Origin of the sequence: Halomonas litopenaei, assembly GCF_003045775.1 — a bacterium.
GTDB classification, from domain to species: Bacteria; Pseudomonadota; Gammaproteobacteria; order Pseudomonadales; family Halomonadaceae; genus Halomonas; species Halomonas litopenaei.
In genome coordinates this window covers 416,209-437,255 of the sequence record NZ_PXNS01000005.1, presented here as the reverse complement: position 1 = coordinate 437,255, position 21,047 = coordinate 416,209, and the positions used below count along the sequence as shown (strand labels likewise).

At 65.0% G+C, this 21,047-nt stretch carries 17 protein-coding genes; 6 read left to right on the top strand and 11 right to left on the bottom strand.

Features of this window, described 5'->3' with window-relative positions:
• Positions 1 to 609: 609 nt before the first annotated feature.
• From C6W88_RS10740 to C6W88_RS10695, 10 genes are all read right to left on the bottom strand, one after another.
• Entirely contained in the window at positions 610 to 1,134 is a 525-nt protein-coding gene (locus C6W88_RS10740) for a gamma carbonic anhydrase family protein (protein WP_045991732.1), read from the bottom strand.
• Positions 1,135 to 1,222: 88 nt separating this feature from the next.
• The gene (gene ltaE, locus C6W88_RS10735) at positions 1,223 to 2,251 is read right to left on the bottom strand and encodes a low-specificity L-threonine aldolase (protein ID WP_108132427.1); all 1,029 of its coding nucleotides are present in this window, start codon (positions 2,249 to 2,251) and stop codon (positions 1,223 to 1,225) included.
• Positions 2,252 to 2,352: 101 nt separating this feature from the next.
• A complete protein-coding gene (locus C6W88_RS10730; RefSeq protein ID WP_108132426.1) occupies positions 2,353 to 5,361 on the bottom strand; it encodes an FAD-binding and (Fe-S)-binding domain-containing protein in 3,009 nt (1,002 codons plus the stop codon).
• Positions 5,362 to 5,426: 65 nt separating this feature from the next.
• Entirely contained in the window at positions 5,427 to 6,650 is a 1,224-nt protein-coding gene (locus C6W88_RS10725; RefSeq protein WP_108132425.1) for a pyridoxal-phosphate-dependent aminotransferase family protein, read from the bottom strand.
• Positions 6,651 to 6,828: 178 nt separating this feature from the next.
• Complete coding sequence (locus tag C6W88_RS10720) at positions 6,829 to 8,016, bottom strand: CaiB/BaiF CoA transferase family protein (protein WP_108132424.1); 1,188 nt, start codon at positions 8,014 to 8,016, stop codon at positions 6,829 to 6,831.
• A gap of 25 nt (positions 8,017 to 8,041) precedes the next feature.
• Positions 8,042 to 8,836 carry an enoyl-CoA hydratase gene (locus C6W88_RS10715; RefSeq protein ID WP_108132423.1) on the bottom strand — a complete coding sequence of 265 codons (795 nt, stop codon included), beginning with the start codon at positions 8,834 to 8,836 and terminating at the stop codon, positions 8,042 to 8,044.
• 28 nt (positions 8,837 to 8,864) lie between these two features.
• Positions 8,865 to 10,151, bottom strand: coding sequence for a TRAP transporter large permease (locus C6W88_RS10710; protein ID WP_045991726.1), 1,287 nt, complete (start codon positions 10,149 to 10,151; stop codon positions 8,865 to 8,867).
• A gap of 13 nt (positions 10,152 to 10,164) precedes the next feature.
• Positions 10,165 to 10,731, bottom strand: a complete 567-nt coding sequence (locus C6W88_RS10705) for a TRAP transporter small permease (RefSeq protein WP_071211091.1) — start codon at positions 10,729 to 10,731, stop codon at positions 10,165 to 10,167.
• 62 nt (positions 10,732 to 10,793) lie between these two features.
• Positions 10,794 to 11,768, bottom strand: coding sequence for a TRAP transporter substrate-binding protein (locus C6W88_RS10700; RefSeq protein WP_045991725.1), 975 nt, complete (start codon positions 11,766 to 11,768; stop codon positions 10,794 to 10,796).
• Between the two features lie 436 nt (positions 11,769 to 12,204).
• On the bottom strand, positions 12,205 to 12,681 hold the full coding sequence (locus tag C6W88_RS10695; protein WP_045991724.1) for a GlcG/HbpS family heme-binding protein: 477 nt from the start codon (positions 12,679 to 12,681) through the stop codon (positions 12,205 to 12,207).
• A gap of 234 nt (positions 12,682 to 12,915) precedes the next feature.
• Between C6W88_RS10695 and C6W88_RS10690 the strand changes: the two genes are divergently transcribed.
• Positions 12,916 to 13,575 (top strand): GntR family transcriptional regulator, encoded by a 660-nt coding sequence (locus C6W88_RS10690; protein ID WP_108132422.1) that lies wholly within the window; start codon positions 12,916 to 12,918, stop codon positions 13,573 to 13,575.
• Between the two features lie 46 nt (positions 13,576 to 13,621).
• Here C6W88_RS10690 and glcC read toward each other — a convergent pair whose 3' ends face one another.
• On the bottom strand, positions 13,622 to 14,395 hold the full coding sequence (glcC, locus tag C6W88_RS10685; RefSeq protein WP_108132421.1) for a transcriptional regulator GlcC: 774 nt from the start codon (positions 14,393 to 14,395) through the stop codon (positions 13,622 to 13,624).
• A 186-nt stretch (positions 14,396 to 14,581) separates the two neighbouring features.
• On the opposite strand from glcC, the gene glcD reads away from it, so the two are divergent.
• The 5 genes from glcD (at position 14,582) to C6W88_RS10660 (ending at position 20,876) form a co-directional block, all read left to right on the top strand.
• Positions 14,582 to 16,081, top strand: a complete 1,500-nt coding sequence (gene glcD, locus C6W88_RS10680; RefSeq protein WP_108132420.1) for a glycolate oxidase subunit GlcD — start codon at positions 14,582 to 14,584, stop codon at positions 16,079 to 16,081.
• Between the two features lie 393 nt (positions 16,082 to 16,474).
• Entirely contained in the window at positions 16,475 to 17,560 is a 1,086-nt protein-coding gene (gene glcE / locus C6W88_RS10675) for a glycolate oxidase subunit GlcE (RefSeq protein WP_108132419.1), read from the top strand.
• A 128-nt stretch (positions 17,561 to 17,688) separates the two neighbouring features.
• Positions 17,689 to 18,921 (top strand): glycolate oxidase subunit GlcF, encoded by a 1,233-nt coding sequence (gene glcF, locus C6W88_RS10670; protein ID WP_108132418.1) that lies wholly within the window; start codon positions 17,689 to 17,691, stop codon positions 18,919 to 18,921.
• Positions 18,922 to 19,436: 515 nt separating this feature from the next.
• Positions 19,437 to 19,838, top strand: a complete 402-nt coding sequence (locus C6W88_RS10665) for a GlcG/HbpS family heme-binding protein (RefSeq protein WP_045991718.1) — start codon at positions 19,437 to 19,439, stop codon at positions 19,836 to 19,838.
• 141 nt (positions 19,839 to 19,979) lie between these two features.
• Positions 19,980 to 20,876 (top strand): DMT family transporter, encoded by an 897-nt coding sequence (locus C6W88_RS10660; RefSeq protein ID WP_045991717.1) that lies wholly within the window; start codon positions 19,980 to 19,982, stop codon positions 20,874 to 20,876.
• Positions 20,877 to 21,047 lie beyond the last annotated feature (171 nt).

Sequence of the window (21,047 nt, the reverse complement as noted above, 5' to 3'; positions counted from 1 at the left end):
CCAAGCCAGGCGCCACCTGGCTGACCGACAAGGGGGTGTCATCGACGATGACACCCCCTTCTTGTTGGCGACAGGCGCCACCTTTGCTCGAGAACTGCGCCACTCTAAGCACAGTTCGACTACCTCTGTGCCGATATGGCGACCCTTATACCCTGCGCCTAGAGTTAATTCAGTGTAGTACGCACGTGCAGCATTCTTGCTTTCAGGTTCACCGGCAAGGCGCGTCGCCTGCGTGCTGACCAGGGGATGGCTCTTCGTGAGCGCCCACGGACGCATGGCCTCGACAAGGGCCACGACTCTCGACCAGGGGAAATTCAGATGTCCTATCTGCTGCTTGCCATGATCACCGTGATCGCCGTCGTGGTGATTACCAACGGCGCGAGATCCTCGGAATCCATGCTGTTGCTGAGGCACAAGGCTCCCGGTCCACACAGGGTCAAGCGGCACAGAAGGCCGACCCGACGACATCTCTAGGCCGGGGACGCTGCTCCCTCCAGGGTGATGACGAGTTGCCCGCAGACCACAGACAGCGCGGCGAAGTGTCCGTGGCCTCTTGCGAAGGGGGGCCAGGCGCTGTCCGAAACGTCGAAGAGCGCAGGCTCTGATGACCTAGCCGATGCGAGCCAGCCGGGTACGATGTAGCCGCGCCTTGGTCACGTAGCCCTCGGCATTGGTCTTGAGTGCGGCGATGGCCTTGTCGTCCAGTTGCCGGATCACCTTGCCCGGCGAGCCGACGACAAGGCTGTTGTCGGGGATCTCGGCGCCTTCCTTGACCAGCGCCCCTGCCCCGATCAGGCAGTTCTTGCCGATCACGGCGCCGTTGAGCACCACCGCCTGAATGCCGATCAACGAGCCCTCGCCCACGGTGCAGCCATGCAACATCGCCTGGTGCCCCACCGTGACGCCCGGTCCTACCGACAGCGGGTAGCCGGGATCTGCGTGCAGCACGGCGCCATCCTGGATATTACTGCCTTCACGCACTTCAAGTGATTCGGTGTCGCCCCTGAGTACCGCCTGGTACCAGATGCTGGCGTCTTCATGGATTTTCACCTGGCCGATGACCTCGGCGCTCTCGGCGACGAAGACGGTGCGATGAATATGGGGGGAATGGTTACCCAGACGATAGATGGCCATGGCCCGCTCCTGACGAGGTTATCCTTGTGGATGGGGGGCGCTGGGCGCCCACCCTGCCTATATAGTGGACGCTGTTTCCAAACTCTGCCTACTCCGTTGTCGGTTCCTGTGCGAGAGAGGCAAAGTACGCTGCGATCTCCGTCGCCACTCGACGTACATCCGACTCGCTGACCCCCAGATGGGTCACCAGGCGGGTGCGCGGCCTCACCGCGATCAAGATGCCACGCTCGGCAAGAAAGCCCTCCAGTGCGGCGCAGTGAGGAGCCGGCACGTCGAGAAAGACCATGTTGGTGGCCTGACCTGCCACCCCGATGCCTTCAATACCACCCAGCCACTCGGCGAGCTGGCGGGCATGACGGTGGTCGTCGGCCAGTCGCTCCACATGGTGATGCAGGGCATACCGACAGGCCGCCGCCAGCAGCCCCGACTGGCGCATACCGCCTCCCAGCGTCTTGCGCCAGCGACGGGCCGCGGCGATAAAGCGCTCGCCGCCGACCAGCAACGAGCCCACCGGCGCGCCCAGCCCCTTGGAAAAGCACAGCGATACAGAATCGAAACCGGCACACAGCTCCGCCAGCGACTTTCCTGTGGCGACGCTGGCGTTGAACAGGCGGGCGCCATCGAGGTGACAGGCCAGGCCTCGCTCGGCGGCAAGGCCGGTCACCTCCTGCACATAGTCCTGGGGCAATACCCGGCCCTGAAAGGTATTTTCCAGTGCGATCAGTCGGGTTCGCGCATGATGGATATCGTCTCCCTTGATGGCCTCGGCGATATCCTCCAGCGCCATGCGTCCATCTGCCTGCTGGGCCAGGGGCTGGGGCTGGATGCCGCCAAGGACTGCAGCACCGCCGCCTTCATCGCGATAGATGTGCGAGCGTTGCCCGGCGATCACTTCGTCGCCACGCGCGCAGTGGACCAGCATGGCGGTCAGATTGCTCTGGGTGCCGGAGGGAAAGAAGGCCGCCGCGGCGAAGCCCGCGCGATCGGCCACCTCAGCCTCGAAGGCGGCGACGCTGGGGTCATCACCCCAGACGTCATCGCCCACCGGTGCGATGGCCATGGCATCACGCATGGCCTCGGTCGGTTGGGTCACGGTATCGCTGCGTAGGTCGATCATGGCGCTCTCCTTGTTCGCGCTGCCCTTTCCCCGAGTATGCCAGTTCGGATTTCGTCTGAGGACTGCCCCCACGCGCATTGGCCCCCTGCCCTCCCGACGATTCAGGCCAGCGCCTCGGCCAGCACCCTGGCGACATGACGCGCCTCACGTGCGGCACCGTCACGAATCTGGTGACGACAGCTGGTGCCGTCGGCCACGATCAACGCATCCTCGGCGTCGCGCACCGCCGGCAGCAACGAGAGTTCCGCCATCTGCATGGAGGCCTCATAGTGCTCACGCTCGTAGCCGAAGCTGCCGGCCATGCCACAGCACGACGACTGGATGGTCTCCACCTCGAGTTCGGGAATCCAGGACAGCACCTGCTGCACCGGCGTCAGGGCATCGAACGCCTTCTGGTGACAGTGACCATGGAGCAGCGCCCGCGACACCGGCAGCGCCTCGAGCGACAGCTCGAGCCTGCCGGCATCCTTCTCGCGCACCAGAAATTCCTCGAACAACAGGCTCGCCTCGGCCAGTCGCTTGGCGGGTTCGCCCAGGCCGAAGCCCAGGAACTCGTCGCGCAGGGTCAGCAGGCAGGATGGCTCGAGCCCGACCACGGCAAGCCCTTTCTCCACGTGGGGCGTCAGCGCCGCCAGGGTCCGCTCGGCCTCCGCCCGGGCCCGATCGACCTGACCGCTGGCCAGGTAGGTACGCCCGCAGCACAGCGGACGACGATCCGCAGCGCTCGCCAGGATCACCTGGTAACCCGCGGCTTGAAGCACGCGCATGGCGGCCTCGGCGTTGTCGGCTTCCATATAGTTGTTGAAGGTGTCGACGAACAGCACCACCTCCTTCACCGCCTGGTCGCCAACGGCCGGTCGCTCGCCCTGTCGGGCCCGCCCCAGGTAGTCGTCGGTGACGCGTGGCAGCGCGCGCTCCTCGGCCAGCCCCAGCGCCCGCTTCAGCGGTGAGGCCAGCCAGGGCATGCCGTCGATGGCCTTCACCAAGGGTGACAGGCGTCGCAGCACCGGCGCGCGCCTTGGCAGGTCACCGATCAGGCGCTCGCGCACTGACACCCCTTCCTTGGCGACCCGTGCCGCCCGGGCCTCGATCTTGATCCGCGCCATATCGACGCCGGTGGGACAGTCACGTTTGCAGCCCTTGCAGGAAACGCACAGATCGAGCGCCTCCTTGACCTCGTCGCTGGCCAGGCCGTCGCGACCGAGCTGGCCGGACAACACCAGGCGTAGGGTATTGGCGCGGCCGCGGGTCAGGTGCTTCTCGTCGCGGGTAATGCGATAGCTAGGACACATGGTGCCGGCGTCGAACTTGCGGCAGTGGCCGTTGTTGTTGCACATCTCCACTGCGCTGGCGAGGCCGCCGGTGACATCGCGGCCGCTACCCGGTGGGGTCTGCTCGCCGTTCAAGGGATCTCGCTCGACGTTCCAGGGCGACCAGTCCAGCGCCGGCGTCAGTTCGATGCGCTGGTACTCCCCGGGAAAGCGGAAAAGCCGCGAGTCGTCCATCTTCGGGGTGTCGACGATCTTGCCGGGGTTGAGCAGGTTGTCCGGGTCGAACAGCCCCTTGACCTCGCGGAAGGCGTCGTTGAGTGTCTCGCCAAACTGCCAGGCCACCCACTCGCCGCGACAGATGCCGTCGCCGTGCTCACCGGAGTAGGCCCCCTTGTAGGCCTTGACCAGTGCCGAGGCCTCCTCGGCGATGGCGCGCATCTTCTCGGCGCCGTCCCGGCGCATGTCGAGAATCGGGCGCACGTGCAGGGTGCCGACGCTGGCGTGGGCGTACCAGGTGCCCTCGGTGCCGTGACGATGGAACACCTCGGTGAGCTTGTCGGTGTACTCGGCCAGATGCTCGAGCGGCACCGCACAGTCCTCGATGAAGGACACCGGCTTGCCGTCGCCCTTCATGCTCATCATGATGTTGAGTCCCGCCTTGCGCACGTCCCACAGCGCCTTCTGGGCCTTGGGTTCGGGCATGTCGACGACACAGTCCGGAAGCCCCAGGTCTGCCATCAGCTCGTTCAACCGAGCCAGGCTCGCCAGCAGCTCGTCTCGGTTCTCGCCGGCGAATTCCACCAGCAGCACCGCCTCGGGCTTGCCGATCAGGGCCTTCTCGATCACCGGACGGAAGGACGGATTCTCCAGCGACAGCGCGATCATGGTCTGATCGACCAGCTCCACCGCCGTCGGTGACAGGGTCACGATGTGCTGGGTCAGGTCCATGGCCTGATAGAAGGTGGGGAAGTTCACCACCCCCAGCACCTTGTGCTGCGGCAGAGGTGACAGCTTCAGGGTCAACTGGCGGGTCAGCGCCAGGGTGCCCTCGGACCCCACCAGCAGATGGGCCAGGTTGGCGCGACCGTCGGCCTCATAGGGCAGCGGGTTCTGACAGTCGAACAGATCGAGGTTGTAGCCCGCCACCCGCCTGAGCACCTTGGGATAATGCTCGCGGATGCGCTCGCCTTCGCGCCGGGCGATGGCCTCGACCTGCTCGGCCAGCCGCGCCGCCCGGGAACCGGCGGCCAGCTCGTCGACCAGACCGAGGTGCACCTTCTCGCCGTCGGCCAGCAGTACGTCCAGCGCCTGGACGTTATGCACCATGTTGCCGTAGTGGATCGAGCGCGAGCCGCAGGAGTTGTTGCCGGCCATGCCGCCCAGGGTGCACTGGGCGCTGGTGGAAACATCCACCGGGAACCACAGGCCATGGGGCTTGAGCCAGGCGTTGAGGTGATCGAGCACGATGCCGGGCTCGACCACCACCGTGCGCGCCTCCTTGTCGAAGGACACCACACCGTTCAGATGGCGGCTGGCGTCGATCACCAGCGCCTCTCCCACCGTCTGTCCGCACTGACTGGTGCCGCCGCCGCGAGGCAGCACCGGAATGCCTTCCCCACGAGCGATCTCCAGGGCCGTGGCCAGATCATCCTGATGGCGCGGGATCACCACGCCCACCGGGGTGATCTGATAGATCGAGGCGTCGGTGGAATAACGGCCGCGACTGGCGGCGTCGAACAGCACCTCGCCCTGGATTTCCCTGGCCAGGCGCGCGGCAAAGTCCGGCAGCGGCTGGATCCGTGCATCCCGCCCCTTGGCGGCAGACGTCAACGAGTTCATCACCCTCTCCTTGATAACCCTGGGTAGACCGTCGGCGACAGCACCGCCGACGGGCGGGCGGTGGTTCAATCGCGAGCAGGGCGGGCCACGTGGGGCGCCGGGTTCTCGGAGAAGTACGCCATGGCAGCCTCGACGCCGCTGCCGGCAAGGCTCACCCCGGAGAGTTTCAGCCCCATCTCGCAGCCGGCCAGGGTCGCCATCAGCGTCAGGTCGTTGCAGTCGCCCAGGTGGCCGATACGGAACATGCGTCCCTTGGCCTTGCCAAGCCCGGTGCCGAGCGACAGGTCGAAGCGCTCGTAGATCAGCTTGCGCACGGCATCGGCGTCGACGCCCTCCGGCATCACCACGCCGGTCAGCACCGGCGAGTAGACCTCGGGGTCCTGGCACTGGATCTCGAGTCCCCAGGCGTTCACCGCCGCGCGCACGCCCGCCGCCCAGCGCTGATGACGGGCCAGGACGTTATCCATCCCCTCGTCCAGCAGCATGTCGATGGCCTCGTTGAGGCCGTAGAGCAGATTGGTATTGGGGGTATAGGGCCAGTAGCCGCCCTGGTTGGCCTCGAGGATCTCGTCCCAGGCCCAGAAGCTCTTGGGCAGCCGCGACTCGCGACTGGCGGCCAGGGCCTTGTCGGAGATCGCGTTGAAGCTGATCCCCGGCGGCAGCATCAGTCCCTTCTGGGAGCCGGAAATAGTGACGTCGACACCCCACTCGTCGTGGCGATAGTCGGCGCTGGCAAGCCCCGAGATGGTATCGACCAGCAACAGCGCCGGATGACCGGCGGCGTCGATCGCGCGGCGCACCGCGGCGATGTCGCTGGTAACACCGGTGGAGGTCTCGTTGTGGACCACGCACACCGCCTTGATCCGCTGTTCGGTGTCTTGCTTGAGGCGTGCCTCGATCATGTCGGCCTGGACACCGTGGCGCCAGCCCTCGGCCCCCGGCAGGCCCAGAAACTCGGGCTCGAGTCCAAGACGCAGGGCCAGACGATGCCACAGCGAGGCGAAGTGGCCGGTCTCGAACATCAGCACCTGTTCCCCCGGCGACAGGGTATTGGCCAGGGCGGCCTCCCAGGCCCCGGTACCGGAAGCCGGATAGATGATCACCGGCTTGTCGGTCTTGAAGATCTTGCCGACCTTGCCGAGCAATTCACGTCCGAGGGCGCCGAACTCCGGGCCACGGTGATCGATGGTCGGCAGGCTCATGGCCCGCAGGATACGATCCGGCACCGGCGAGGGGCCGGGGATCTGGAGGAAGTGACGTCCGGTGGGATGAAAGTCGAGATTCAGCATGTAAGGCCTCCTGGCCAGGCGTCGCACTGGGCGACGCCTGGATAGCTGTTCGGGCGCCAAGCGCTGCCGCGCCCCTCTTGTAATAATCTGTAATAATGAATGCAATTTTTATGGTGGCACCGCCCCACCGATTCGGCGACATGCCAGACGCTAGCTGCCGATCACGGTGGTGCCGGTGTCAGCGCACGGCACCCTGCTGACGCAGCGCGTCGATCTCGTCCGCTGCCAGCCCGATCTCCCCAAGCACCTCGTCGGTGTGCTGGGCGAACAGCGGCGCCGGCTGGCGAATCGCCAACGGGGTCGCCGAGAACTTGCTGGGAAAGCCCAGGGTCTTCATCCGCCCCATGGTCGGATGATCGACCTCCAGCACCATCTCGCGGGCCAGGTAGTGTTCATCGTGCATGGCCTGGTCGAAGTCGTTGATCGGCCCTGCCGGCACCCCGGCGGCGTCACAGCGATCGAGCCAGTAGGCGCGATCCTGTTGCCCGAGGATGTCCTCGAGGATCGCCTCCAGCGCCTCGACGTTGGCCCCGCGGTCGAGGTTGGTCTTGAAGCGCTCGTCGACCATCAGCTCGGGGCGCTCGATGACGTCCTCGCAGAAGCGCTCCCAGGTACGCTGGTTGGCGCAGCCGAGCATCATGTAACCGTCGCGTACCCGCATCGCCTGGTAGGGCGCGGACACCCGATGGCGCCAGCCGGTGGCCTCGGGCACTCGGCCTTCGGAGAAGTAGGCGCCCGCCTCCCAGGTGAACCAGGGCAGGCCACACTCGGCGATGGCGATGTCCAGGTGCTGGCCTTCGCCACTACGCTGACGGTGGATATAGGCCGCCAGGATCGAGTAGATGGCGGTCAGCCCGGCGCCGATATCGTAGACGGCGACCCCGGTCTTGAGCGGACGCCGGCCCGGCTCGCCGGTCATCGACATCAGCCCGCTCATGCCCTGGGCCACCAGGTCGAAGCCGCCCTTGTGACGCGACGGGCCGGTCTGGCCGTAGCCCGAGATCGAGCAGTAGATCAACCCCGGGTTGATCGCCTTGAGGCTGTCGTAGTCGATCTTCAGCGACTGGGTGACGCCGGGTCGATAGTTCTCGACCACCACGTCGGCTTCCCTGGCGAGGCGATAGAACACCTCGCGGCCCTTCTCTTCTTTCAGGTTGAGCGAAATGCTCTTCTTGTTGCGGTTGATCTGGGCGAAACAGGTCGATTCGTCCTCGACGTAGGGGCCCATCTGGCGGCTGTCGTCGCCGCCGTTGGCCTTCTCGACCTTGATCACCTCGGCGCCCATGTCTCCCAGCACCATGGTGCAGTAGGGGCCGGCCATGATCTGCGAAACGTCGAGTACCTTGATCCCATCGAGTGGCAGCATTGTGGTTCTCCTTGCCTCAGGGCCTTTATCGGCCCTGCCAGCGGAAGGGTGTCTTGTTGACGAACTTGTCCACCGCGGCCTTGAAGTCGCGGCTGGTGTAGCAGGTGGCGATCCAGTCGTCGCTGGCGTCGAAGGCCGGGCGGCGCTGTTCGATGACCCGCTGGATCACCTCCTTGGCCGCCCGCACGGTCAAGGGGGCACGCTCCTTGAACGCCTGCGCCCGCTCGGCCACCGTCGCCTCGATGGCCTCGGCGTCGACGATCTCGCCGACCAGCCCCAGGGCCAGGGCCTCCTCGGCACGTACCAGTTCGCCCGCCATCAGTACCTGCTTGGCCCGGGCGATACCGGCGTGCTCGACCAGCCGCGAGACGTTGGTGATCGACAGGCAGTTGCCCAGCGTCCTGGCGATGGGGATACCGAACTTGAGACTCGGTGTCGCCAGGCGGAAGTCGCAGGCCAGAGCGATGGCCGCGCCACCGCCGACACAGAAGCCTTCCAGCAGCGCCAGCGTCGGCAGCGGCAGGGTCTCCACCCGCCCGACCACCCGGTCGATGCGACGCTCGTAGGCGATGGCGTCTTCGCCCTTGTCGAAGGCAGCGAACTGCTTGATGTCAGTGCCGGCGACGAAGGCTTCTCCGCCGGCGCCACGCATGACTACCGCGACCAGCTCCGGGTCGTTCTCGATGGTCTCGCAGTGGGCCTCGAGCTGGTCGTACATCTGCCAGGTCATGGCGTTGCGGCTGGCGGTGCGATCGAAGGTCAGCCAGGCGACGCCATCTTCGCTGTGGTAGTGCACCTGGCCCTGATCGTTGTCGCTCATGTCGTTGTTCTCCTTGTGGTGGTCGCGATCACACGCCGTAGATCAGGTTGACCAGCGCCAGGGCCACGGCGGGCACGTAGGTGTTGATCAGCAGGATCACGAACAGCACCGCCAGGAACCAAAGATTGGTGCGCGTGGTGGCCCAGATGTCGGCCTTGGCGATGGAGCAGGAAGCGATCAGTACGCTGGCCACCGGCGGGGTCTGCTGGCCGATGGCCAGGTTCAGCGTCACGATCAGACCGAAGTGCAGCGGATCGATGCCCACCGCGGTCACCAGCGGCAGCACGATGGGCACCACCAGGATGATCGCCGCCGCCGAGTGCAGGAAGATGCCCAGCACCAGGAAGATGACGTTCAGAAGCGCCAGTACCACGTACTTGTTGTCGGTCATCTCGGCGATCGAGTTGGCCAGCTGCTGGGGAATCTGGGTCTCGGTCAGATACAGACCGACCACTGCAGAGGAAGCCACCAGCAGCATCACCACCGCCGTCTGCACGCCAGCATCGAGACAGGCCTTGTAGAAGATCTTGAGGCTGAACTCGCGATAGATCACCGCGCTGATGAAGATCGCCACGACCACCGCCAGCGCCGCGCCCTCGGTGGCGGTGACGATGCCGCCGAAGATGCCGCCGAGGATGATCACCGGAATCAGCAGCGCCCAGATGGCGCCCTTGAAGGCCTCCCACAGACGCGAGGCCTGGAAGCTCTGCTCCGCCGGCAGGTTGTGACGACGCGCCAGGAAGTAGCACATGGCCGCCAGCCCCAGGGCGCCGAGCAGCCCTGGGAAGATGCCGGCGACGAACATCTTGACCACCGATTCGCCGGACATGACCGCGTAGAGGATCATCGGGATCGACGGCGGCAGGATGATCGCCAGGCTCGCCGCCGAGGACGAGATGGCTGCGGCGAACTCCTTGGAGTAGCCCTTCTTGCGCATGGCCGGAATCAGGATCGAGCCGATCGCCGAGACACCGGCGACGGCGGAGCCAGAGATCTCGGCAAAGAAGATCGAGGCGCCGATGGTCACCATGGCGAGACCGCCCTTGATGAAGCCGACCATGGCCGAGGCCAGATCGATCAGACGGCGCGAGATGCTCGAGGCGTTCATGATGGCGCCGGCCAGGATGAACAGCGGTATCGCGATCAGCGGGAACTTGGTAGCACCGTCGAACATCACCATGCCGACATTGGGCAGGGCCAGGGTGCCGTAGCTGGCCACGGTGGCCAGGGCGCCGACGAGGCCGAGGGCGATGGCCACCGGCACGTTGATCAGTATCAGCCCGATCAGGCCGAAGAACATGGAAGCAATGATCATGGGGTTCTCCTCGTCAGCTGGCGCGCTGCGGACCGGTGGGTGAATCGTCGGTACGCACGTCGTCGGCCAGCACACCGGCCTCTTCGAGCTCGTGATCGACGAAGCCGGCTCCCTTGGCCGCCCGGATGACCTCGGGGAGCCTGAGCAGCTGGGCGAGAATGAACATCGCGGCACCGATCGGAATCACCGACTGGGTGAACTGCACCGAGATGCTGGGCAGGCTCACCAGGGTGGAGCCTTCAAGAATCTGCACCACCTGAAAACCAGTGACGCCGAGCAGCACGAAGAAGCCGATGGTGATCGCCTCGGCGAGCAGCGCGATGGGCAGGCGAATGGACGGCGAAACCATGTTGATCACGCTGGGACAGGCGATATGGGCGCCCTTGAGGGCGGCCAGGGCGGCGCCGTAGTAGGTCAGCCAGGCCAGTCCGATCGAGGCGACCTCGTCGTACCAGCTGAAAGGAGAGCCCAACAGGCGTGACGCGAACCCGATGGTCACCACCAGGGTCAGCGCCAGCACATTGAGAAAGACGATGACCTCCAGAATCTTCTGGTAGGCCGCGGAAATGGTGGTAAGCACAGAGCATCCTCCGAAGGTGGATGCGGCCTCACCGAAAGTGGAGAGGCCGCAGTGGACAGGCGTTATTCGCGCAGTGCTTCCACCCGCGACAACAGTTCCTCACCACCTTCCACCTCGGCGGCGAACTTCTCGTAGATCCCGCGGGAACCCTCGACGAAGGCGTCGGTGTCGACCTCGTTCACCTCCATGCCTTCCTCTTCCATGGTGCTGACCAGGCTTTCGTCAAGCGAGGCGCCCTGCTCCAGTGCGAAGGCCTCGACCTCTTCGGCGGTCTCGATCAGCACCTCGCGGACGTGCTCGGGCAGGCGGGTCCAACTGGCACCTGCCAGCACATAGGCCGGGGAATAGACGTGATTGGACAGCGACAGGTAGTCCTGAACCTCCTGGAAGCGCTGGGAATAGATCTGTACCAGCGGGTTTTCCTGACCGTCCATGGCGCCGGTCTGCAGCGCGACGAACGCCTCGGACAGCGCCATGGGCGCCGGCGATGCGCCGTAGCTCTTGAACATCTCGACCCGCCACACACCGTTGGGGGTACGCAGCTTGATGCCGTCCAGATCCTCAGGGACCACGATCGGGCGGACGTTGTTGGTGATCTGGCGGAAGCCGTTCTCCCAGATGCCGATGATGCGGTAGCGCTTGTCTTCGGCGACCGGATACAGGACATCGCGCAGTACCTCGTCGCGGACTCGGGCGAGGTGCTCCCGGTCCTCGATCAGGTAGGGCATCTCGAACAGCGAGAATTCCGGCGCCACGCTGCTCATGATCGACGACGGCAGCGACAGATCGATGGTGCCGAGCTTGAGCTTGTTGAGCATCTGCTCGTCGGAACCCAGCTGGCTGGAGCCATAGGTCACCACCTCGGCCTCGCCTTCCAGGCGCTCGTTGGCCAGACGGGCGAACTCGTTGGCGGTCTTCTCGAACAGCGATCCCGGGCCACCGACGTGGCCGAACTTGATCTGCACCTCGTCGGCCTGAGCGGCACCGACGCCAAGCGCCAGTACGGATGCGGCCAGTACGGTCTTCAGCAGTTTCATAACCCTCACTCCGATTGTTGTTGTCCATCGTGGTCTGGCGGTGGGCGCCGACTGGCACCCTGGAGGAAGCCTCAACGGGAGCTGGCGTGCTCTTCACGTAACGGTTCCGTCAGTCGCGGATTCCGTCACTTGAGCTTTCCGTTTCCAGGGCGTTCAGGGCCTGGGGACAGGAGTCGCTTCCCGCTGGGTCAGGGTCAATATGGATACATAATTCAAAATTAGGTATTATACTTTTGTCTTTCGCAAACTCGCCTTAGAGAATATTTATTTCTTAACTTTCAGTGTCTTATATCGAAACAACGAGCTATCCAAGCCACTCGCTCCCTTGCTGCATCCCTGGAGACATGCACGAAAAAAGCGAGCTCGAAGGCTCGCTCTGTCGCTTGCTGGTCGGTCCAGCACCCGTCCCTTTTGCCAGACAGTTGCCAGACCGAAATCAGGGATCTGAGACCGTCTCGGGCTCCAGCCCGGCTTGCCAGCCTGCCGCCTCGATGCCAGCGATGGCGGCGGCCTGATCGTCGGCCGAGGAAGCGCCACTGATACCGACCGCGCCCAGGATGCGCTGATCGTCATCCAGGATCAGCACTCCCCCCGCCACCGGCACGAAGCGGCCCCCGGAGGCCTCGGCCACCGCCGCCAGGAAGGCGGGACGCTCGCGATTGCGCTCGCCGGTGGTACCACTGGACACCCCGATACCCAGCGCCGCGTAGGCCTTGCCGTTGGCCACCGGCCAGCGCAGTGGGCTGCAGCCGTCTTCACGCTCGGCCGCCACCGGATTGCCGCCGGCGTCCAGCACCACCGCGGTCAGAGGAGGCAGTTCGCCCTTGCGGGCAAAGGCGAAGGCGGCGTCGAGCAATTGCCGCGCCGACTGACGCGACAACTGTACCTGTGCAAGAAATACGTTTCCGGCCATAGCAACTCCAGCGCAAGATATGAGAGAAGACAGAAAAGGCAGGCAGCAAGACAGCGGCCGGAATCCGATCGATGCCATTCGGCCCCACCCTCCGCTGCCTCACAGGGTTACCCGAGTGCCTGGCCAAATACGCTCGCCAACACTCGCATAATTTGAATAATGAATTCATAATACGGAAAAGTTGAACCGTCAAGCGTTCGACCGTCAAACGATGATGAGCCCGGGAAATCCGCTATGGAAAAGATTCAGCCGCGTAGCCTGTACCTGGAAGTGGCCGACAGGATCCGCGACCTGATCGAGCAAGGCAGCCTGCTGCCCGGCGAGAAGATCGCCGAAAAGGCCCTGTGTGAAACCTTTGGTGTGTCACGCACCCCGCTCAGAGAAGCCCTCAAGGTGCTGACGTCCGAAGGGCTGGTCGAGAACCTGCCCAACCGAGGCTCCCGCGTGGTGCGATTGACCCGGCGTGGGGTCAAGAATACCTATGACGTCATGGGCGCCCTGGAAGGCCTGTCCGGTGAACTGGCCTGTCAGCACCTGACAGACGCCGACATCGAGGAGATCCGTCGTCTGCATCAGCTGATGCTGGGTCACTACCAGCGCCAGGAGCTGGCCCCCTACTTCGAGGTCAACCAGCAGATCCACGAACGCATCCTGGCCGCGTCGAACAACGACGTGCTGATCGAGATGTACAACAACCTGAGCCAAAGGGTGAAGCGCATTCGCTACAGCGTCGAGATGGGCTCGGCCAACTGGGCCAAGGCCGTCGCCGACCACGAGGCCATGCTGGAGGCGATCGAGGCCCGCGATGGCAAGCGCCTGGGCGACATCCTGCGCGCGCACCTCGGCCACAAGCTCGAGGTAGCCGCCGTCAGCGGCATCATCGACGAGGAATAGCAGGTCCCGGGACGGCGCGCAGAAGTCTCTGCCGTCGTTCCGGCACTTACCACTCTTCCAGGCGCATGGCCGAGCGCTCCAGACGCTGATCCTCGGCCTCGATCTCGCGCAGCATGTCACCGATGGTGGACAGGTGCTCCAGCGCCACCCGCCGCGCCAGTTGTGGCTTGCCCTCTACCACGGCTCGGTGCAGGCGGGCGTGCTGGCGGTTGATCATGTCCCTGGCGTCAGGGCGATGATAGAGGTGCTTGACCGAGGCGAACACCGAGCTCAGCAGCAGATCGGTCAGGCTCTGCAGCGTATGCGCCAGCACCGGGTTATGCGACGCCTGGCAGATCGCCAGGTGAAAGGCATGGTCGAGTCGCGCCAGACGCTCCACCTCGAGGGGGTCCGCCTTTTCCACGTAGTCCGCCATCTCGCGATAGCGTCGGGTGATCAGCACCCTGTCCGAGGCGGTGCCGCGGCTCGCGGCCAGGCTCGCCGACTCCCCTTCCAGCAGCGCACGCACCTCGAGCAGGTCGTACAGGGTGCGCGGGTGCTCGCGAAACAGGTGCATCAAGGGCGTGGCATGGGGCGCCTCCACCAGTGGCGCCACCTCGGAGCCACGCCCCTGGCGAGTCACGATCACGCCTTTGCTTCGCAGGCTGCCAAGCGCCTCGCGCAGCGAGGAACGCCCCACCCCCAGCCGCTCACACAGCCGCCGTTCCGAGGGCAACAGCTGGCCTGGGCGAAAGACACCGTCAAGGATCAGCGTCTCCAGCTTCGAGGCGATGGCCTGGGAGGTGCTGCTCGGTGCCAGTCGTTCTTCGTTGTCCCACATGTCCTACCTCCCGCAGCGTGCGCGGTTCGTCGTCCGTATTGATGCCCTGAACCGAGCACATCTGCCAATAACTGGTCAGACCAGCAAACCAAAATCTGGACACCGAGGTCAAGACAACGCAGATTGTAGTTCAGACAATAACCATCATTAGCCGCACGACCGTGCTAGCTCAACCGAGGAAGCGTCATGAACATCCTCTATGACGAACGCCTGGACGGCGCCTTGCCACGCCGCGACAAGAACGAGGTGCTCGCCGAACTCACCCGCGTGGTCCCCGACCTCACCCTGCTGCACCGCGAGGAAGACCTGCGCCCCTTCGAATGCGACGGCCTGTCGGCCTACCGCGTACTGCCCATGCTGGTGGCCCTGCCAGAGCGCCTGGACCAGGTCGAGGCGCTGCTCAAGCAGTGTCGTGAACTCGGCGTGCCGGTGGTCACCCGCGGCGCTGGCACCGGACTTTCCGGTGGGGCCCTGCCGCTGGAACAAGGCGTGCTGCTGGTCATGTCGCGCTTCAATCGGATTATCGACATCGACGCCGACGCCCGCATCGCCCGGGTCCAGCCAGGGGTGCGCAACCTGGCCATTTCCGAGGCGGCGTCGCCCTACGGGCTCTACTATGCGCCGGACCCCTCCTCCCAGATCGCCTGCTCGATCGGCGGCAACGTGGCCGAGAACGCCGGCGGCGTGCACTGCCTCAAGTACGGCCTCACCGTACACAACGTGCTGAGGCTCGAGGTGATGACCATCGAGGGCGAGCGCATGACCATCGGTTCCGAGGCGCTCGACAGCCCCGGTTTCGACCTGCTGGCGCTGATGATGGGCTCCGAGGGCATGCTCGGCGTGGTCACCGAGATCACCGTCAAACTGCTGCCCAAGCCCGAGACCGCCAAGGTGCTGATGGCCAGTTTCGATGACGTGGAAAAGGCCGGCGCCGCGGTCGGTGACATCATCGCCGCCGGTATCATCCCAGGTGGCCTCGAGATGATGGACAACCTGGCCATCCGCGCCGCCGAAGACTTCATCCGAGCCGGCTACCCGGTGGACGCCGAGGCGATCCTGCTGTGCGAGCTCGACGGCGTCGAGGCCGACGTGGACGACGATATCGAGACCGTGCGTGAGGTGCTGGCCAAGGCTGGCGCCAGCGACGTTCAGCTCGCCCGCGACGAGGCCGAACGCGCAAAGTTCTGGGCCGGTCGCAAGAACGCCTTCCCTGCGGTCGGCCGCATGTCGCCGGACTACTACTGCATGGACGGCACCATTCCTCGCCGCGAGCTGCCGAGGGTGCTCAAGGGCATCAGCGATCTGTCAGAGCAGTACGGGCTCAAGGTGGCCAACGTCTTCCACGCCGGCGACGGCAACATGCACCCCTTGATCCTGTTCGATGCCAACCGCGAAGGGGAGCTCGAAACCGCCGAGGCACTGGGCGGCAAGATTCTCGAGCTATGCGTGGAAGCCGGCGGTTCGATCACCGGTGAACACGGCGTCGGCCGCGAGAAGATCAACCAGATGTGTGCCCAGTTCGACAGCCTGGAGATCACCGCCTTCCACGCGGTCAAGGCCGCCTTCGACCCGGAGGGACTGCTCAACCCAGGCAAGAACATCCCGACGTTGGCCCGGTGCGCCGAGTTCGGCGCGATGCACGTGCACAACAACGAGCTGCCGCACCCGGAACTGCCAAGGTTCTAGCCATGACAGCCACGAGAGCGTCCCGACGCTGGCGCGCTGCGCGCGATCAAGGTTCAGTGCGATGCACGTGCACAACAACGAGCTGCCGCACCCGGAACCGCCAAGGTTCTAGCCATGACAGCCACGAGAGCGTCCCGACGCTGGCGCGCTGCGCGCGATCAAGGTTCAGTGCCATGCATGGTGCACAACAACGAGCTGCCGCACCCGGAACTGCCAAGGTTCTAGCCAGAGCCGCCGCGATTCCAGGCGCCGCAGGAAAGGGTCACGGTTCAGGCAGGAAGGCGGCAAGCCTCGTCTCCTGCCAACGACCGTGACGCCCTTGCAGCGCTGCCGTGCTCCGTGTGTCGCGCCTTGTCGACGTTTGTCCCTCTTTGTCGGAATTCAGGTACCACCATGTCCAACAATGACGTTTCCCCTTCCGCCTTCGACGGCCTGGCGGCTCTGTCCGAAGCGATCCAGTCGGCAAGTGCCGAACGTCCGCTTCGCATCGTCGGCGGCAACACCAAGGCCTTCTATGGCCGCCCGGTGGAAGGTACGCCGGTATCCACCCGCGATCACCGCGGTATCACCAGCTACGATCCGGTCGAGCTGATCGTCTCGGTGCGTGCCGGCACCCTTCTCTCCGAACTCGAGGAGGCGCTGGCCGACCAGGGCCAGATGCTGCCCTTCGAACCCCCACACTTTGGTGCCGAGGCCACCGTCGGCGGCACCATCGCCGCCGGACTGTCCGGCCCCCGCCGTCCCTGGGCCGGCTCGGTGCGAGACTTCGTGCTGGGCCTGCGGGTACTCGATCACCAGGGGCGTGAACAGCGCTTCGGCGGCGAAGTCATGAAGAACGTGGCAGGTTACGACCTGTCACGCTTGATGGTCGGCGCCCAGGGCACCCTGGGACTGATCACCGAAGTCACCCTCAAGGTGCTGCCGCTACCTACCGCCAGCGCCAGCCTGCGTCTGGAAATGTCCCAGTCAGAGGCTCTGAGTCGTCTGGCCGAATGGGGACGCAAGCCGCTCCCCTTGAGCGCAGCGGCCTGGCACAGTGGCGCCCTGCATCTGCGTCTCGAAGGCGGTGCAAGCTCGGTGGCCGCCACCCGCGAGGCGATCGGCGGGGACGCCCTCGAGGCCGACTTCTGGCGCGAGCTCCGAGAGCTGTCGCTGCCCTTCTTCAGCGACGCAAGCACGCCGCTGTGGCGGATCAGCCTGCCGACCAACACGCCGAGCCTGGACATCGCCGGCGTCGAGCCACATCAACTGCTGCTCGACTGGGCCGGCAATCAGCGCTGGCTCAAGGGGCAGGTCGACGCCGAGTCGCTGCGCGACGCCGTCGCCCAGGCAGGTGGCCACGCCACCTGCTTCACACCGGGCACCGCCGAGCCCTTCACGCCACTGCAGCCGGTGGTCGCCAAGTACCACCAGCGGGTGAAACGTAAGCTCGATCCCGACGGCATCTTCAATCCGCGCCGACTGTATCCGGACTGGTAGACCGGGCGCTGAACGATCACAGCCGCCCGGCGAAGGCGGCATGATCGGACAGCCATCGACAGACGACCTGATCCCACGTTTGGCCCCGGCGACGGTCCGGGCCTCGACCATGACTAGCGGATAACAACATGCAGACCCATTTCAGCGAAAAAGACCTCGAGAAGCCGCACATTCGCGAGGCCGACAGAGTCCTGAGAAGCTGCGTCCACTGCGGCTTCTGCAATGCCACCTGCCCGACGTACCAGTTGCTTGGCGATGAGCGCGACGGTCCGCGAGGCCGCATCTACCTGATGAAGGAGATGCTCGAAAGCCCTGAAGACGACGACCAGATCACCGAGGAAACCCGTCTTCACCTCGACCGCTGCCTTACTTGTCGCAACTGCGAGACGACCTGCCCCTCAGGCGTCGAGTACCACAAGCTTCTGGATATCGGCCGCGCCGAGATCGAGCGGCGTGTGCCGCGCAGCACCTCCGACAAGGCGCTTCGCTTCGGCCTGCGCAAGGCACTGGTCGAGCCCGGCCGGTTCAAGGCCCTGCTGGCGCTGGGCCAGACCTTCAAGCCGCTGGTCCCCGGGGCGCTCAAGAGCAAGATGCCCCCGGCCCCGGTCGACGCTGGCAAACGCCCCGACGGCAAGCGTCATCCGCGCCAGATGCTGATTCTCGAAGGCTGCGTGCAGCCCGGCCTGTCGCCCAACACCAATGCCGCCACTGCCCGCGTGCTGGACCGTCTGGGGGTCGGCCTGACGCCCGCCCCCGAGGTCGGCTGCTGCGGCGCCATCGACTTCCACCTGAACGCCCAGGAAGCCGGACGCGAGCGAGCCAGACGCAACATCGACGCCTGGCTGCCTCACCTGGACGCCGGTTGCGAGGCCATCATCCAGACCGCCAGCGGCTGCGGCGCCTTCGTCAAGGAGTATGTCGAAGTGCTGGCCGACGACCCCGACTATGCCGAGAAGGCGCGCCGGGTCAGCGAGGCCGCCAAGGACCTGGTCGAGGTGCTGGGGCAGGAAGACCTGACAACCCTCGACGTACGCGCCGACCAGCGCCTGGCCTTCCATTGCCCCTGCACCCTGCAGCACGCCCAGAAGCTCAACGGCGCGGTGGAAACGGTACTGACCAGGATGGGCTTCACCCTGACGCCGGTGCGAGATGGTCACCTTTGCTGTGGCTCCGCCGGCACCTACTCGATCACCCAGCCCGAACTGTCACGCCAGTTGCGTGACAACAAGATGGACGCGCTTGAGGAAGGCAAGCCGGAGGTGGTTGTCACCGCGAACATTGGCTGCCAGACCCATCTCGCCGCCACCAACCGCACCCCGGTGCGCCACTGGATCGAGATCGTCGATGAAGCGCTGGGCTAAGGACGGATGGTCACCGCGCCGCCATCTTCAGGTGCCAGACCCATCTCGCCGCCACCAACCGCACCCCGGTGCGCCACTGGATCGAGATCGTCGATGAAGCGCTGGGCTAAGGACGGATGGTCACCGCGCCGACATCTTCAGGTGCCAGACCCATCTCGCCGCCACCAACCGCACCCCGGTGCGCCACTGGATCGAGATCGTCGATGAAGCGCTGGGCTAAGGACGGATGGTCACCGCGCCGACATCTTCAGGTGCCAGACCCATCTCGCCGCGACCAACCGTACCCCGGTGCGCCACTGGATCGAAATCGTCGATGAGGCCCTTGGCTAAGGACGGATGGTCACCGCGCCGACATCTTCAGGTGCCAGACCCATCTCGCTGCGACTAACCGCACCCCGGTGCGCCACTGGATCGAGATCGTGGACGAGGCTCTGGTCAGACAGGCCCAGAGCGCCTAGACTAAAAACGAAAATATTTTCCATATTAACCACAACCCTCAATCACAAGGACTCCCCATGCCGACCAAGCCTTACCTCGACCAGTCCCAGGTCAACGCCATCCTCGACGCTGCCCAGAAGGAAGCCGAGGCCAATGGCTTCGCCGTGACCATCGTCGTCAGCGATGATGGCGGCTACCCGCTGGGCCTGCGCCGCCTCGACGGCGCTGCACCGTTCAGTGCCGACGTCGCGATGGCCAAGGCCCGCTCCGCCGCCATCGGTCGCAAGGAGACCCAGGTCTTCGAAGACATGATCAACGGCGGCCGCAACGCCTTCCTGTCGGCGCCCATGGAGGGCCTGATGTCCGGTGGCGTGCCGGTGATCATCGACGGCCAGGTGGCCGGTGCCGTTGGCATCTCCGGCGTCAAGCCGGACCAGGACATCCAGGTCGCCAAGGCCGGAGCCGCCGCTATCGGCTAAACGCCTGGGCAGGACACAGTGATACGTCACTCGAATCCTGTACAAGCCTGCTGTACAACTGGTATTGCGTTATCGACCGCCGCCTTGATAGGCGGCGGTGCCTTTTCCGCCAGACCTTCTCGATGACATGGACCCGTCCCGATGCCCCTCCTGCCCTTTCTGGCCCCCCTGGGCGCCGTCTTGATCTGGTCCGGCAACATGACCATCAACCAGCTGACCGTCGGCACCATCGCCCCCAGCAGCATCGCCTTCCTGCGCTGGTTACTGGCGGTGGCCGTGTTGACGCCCTTCGTCTGGCGCCAGAGCTGGCGCGAGCGACACGCCATCGCCACGCATTGGCCCAAGCTTGCGCTTCTGGGACTGCTGGGCATGGCCCTGTGGCAAGGATTGGCCTACGTCGCGGCGGCCTCTACCAGCGCCACCAACATGGGCATTCTGGCGGCCATGGTGCCGCTGTTGACGATTCTGCTCAGCGCCCTGGTGCTGCGTGAGCCACCTAGCTGGGGCGGCTGCCTGGGCGGCGTGATGGCTCTCGCGGGCGTGCTGTGGCTACTCGGCCGAGGTGACATCGCCGTCCTGGCCAACCTGGAAGTGGCCCCTGGCGATGCGCTGATGGTGGTGGCCGCGACCTGCTACGCCCTTTACGGGGTCATGCTCAAGCGTTGGCCGCTTGCCATATCGCCCTGGGTCATGCTCTACGTTCAAGCGGTGTTCGCCGTCCTGCTGTTGCTGCCGGCCTACCTGCTGGGCCCAATGACACCGATCGACACAAGCAACGCCGGCCTGATCCTGTACGCCGGCATCCCCGCCTCTATCATCACCACCTATCTGTGGATGTTCGCGATTCGCCACATCGGCGCCAGCCGCGCCAGCATCTTCATCAACCTGATGCCGCTGTTCAGCGCCCTGATCGCCATGCTCTGGCTCGGCGAACGGCTTGGCTGGTACCACCTCAGCGGCGGCGCTCTGGTGCTTGCCGGCGTGCTGACGGCCCAGACCTTCCGGCAGCCGATCCGCCGTCACGGCGAGGCCCGCTGACTTTCGTCCCGCGGCCCCGTCACAAGGGCCGAGGACGTCAAGATGTCGCTGAAACAGCTAACCATAATTAGACAAGAATAACGTCCGTATTTGCAAAACCACCATGCGTTGTATAGGTTTAGTACAACCGTTGAGCACAGGACGCCAACGGCCTCTGCAAATCCAGCGACG